A 1,221-nucleotide genomic window follows, 5' to 3' on the forward strand; every position below is an offset into this window, starting at 1 on the left:
CCCGCGAGCGCGAACTGGGCCCGGTGCTGGACGACATCACCGTCCCGGTGCGGTACGTGGTCGCTTCGGGGACGTCGTTCGGAAGCCGCGGCGACGAGCAGGAACGCATCCGCGCCGGCCTGGACGCGGTGACCACGCGCAACCCGAACATCCGGATCGGCGCGAAGGTCGCCAGCAACCACGGCGCGCTCCTCAAGAAGGACTTCCCGGCCATCGCCGAAGCTGTACGCGAGGTCGTCGCCTCCACGCGTGAAGGACGCTGACCGGGGCGGGCCGCCAGGCGTACGCCGGAGACCGCGAGCCACGTGCCCACTCCGGGGCGGTACCGCTCGGCGGGCGCCTGCCGTGTCAGGGTGGCACGGGCGCGGCCTTGCGAGGCCGGGCCCGTCGGATGGCCGGACGGACTGTGATGGAGAGACCGTGCACTGGAGCGCGTCGCTGCTGTGGAACCCGAGCACCGGCCAAGGCCTGCGGCAGCTCGCCGAACTCGGCCTGGCCCTGGTGCTGTCGACGGTGATCGGTCTGGAGCGGGCGTTCCAGCAGAAGAGTGCCGGCCTGCGCACCCACGCACTGGTGGGGCTGGGGGCGGCGCTGTTCATGGAGGTCTCTCAGTACGGCTTCGACAACGTGCTCGGTCTGTCGCACGTCAGCCTGGACCCCTCCCGGGTGGCGGCGCAGATCGTCTCGGGCATCGGTTTCATCGGAGGCGGGCTGATCTTCGTACGGCGGGACATCGTACGGGGGCTGACGACGGCCGCCACGGTCTGGCTGACGGCGGCCGTCGGCATGGCGTGCGGTGGCGGACTCTGGCTGCTGGCGCCGGCCGTGACCGGGGCCTACCTCCTCATCGTGCGCGGCTATCCCCTGCTCACCCGGCGTATCCCGGCCATTTCCACCGTCGAGGAGACCGATCTGCGCCTGTCCTACCTGCCCCGGCGCGGGGTCCTGCCCCGCGTCCTCGAACGCTGCACCGCTGCGGGCTTCCTCGTGGTGAACGTCCGGATCGACCGCACGCTGCGGGACGACGGCGGGGAAGCCGGGCCGGCGACGGGCAACACCCGGGTGGACCTGTCCATCGAGGGCGCCGGCGACGTGTACCGGCTCATGGCGGAGCTGGCCGAACTCGACGGCGTCGTCAGCCTGTCGGGCCCCGAGACCGAGGGCGCCGGCTGAGGATCACGCGGATCGGTGTCGGCCGCCCGGACGAAGCGCGGGACGACG

General features: G+C 72.2%; 1 protein-coding gene and 1 pseudogene. Both read left to right on the forward strand.

Features of this window, described 5'->3' with window-relative positions; all coding sequences use genetic code 11:
- Nucleotides 1-263 (forward strand): annotated as a pseudogene (locus GT030_RS09205) (alpha/beta hydrolase); the annotation flags it as partial.
- A gap of 157 nt (nt 264-420) precedes the next feature.
- On the forward strand, nt 421-1,173 hold the full coding sequence (locus GT030_RS09210) for an MgtC/SapB family protein (RefSeq protein ID WP_161200673.1): 753 nt from the start codon (nt 421-423) through the stop codon (nt 1,171-1,173).
- Nucleotides 1,174-1,221: the final 48 nt, after the last annotated feature.

Source organism: Streptomyces sp. SID1328, from assembly GCF_009865595.1.
Classification (GTDB): Bacteria; Actinomycetota; Actinomycetes; order Streptomycetales; family Streptomycetaceae; genus Streptomyces; species Streptomyces griseoluteus.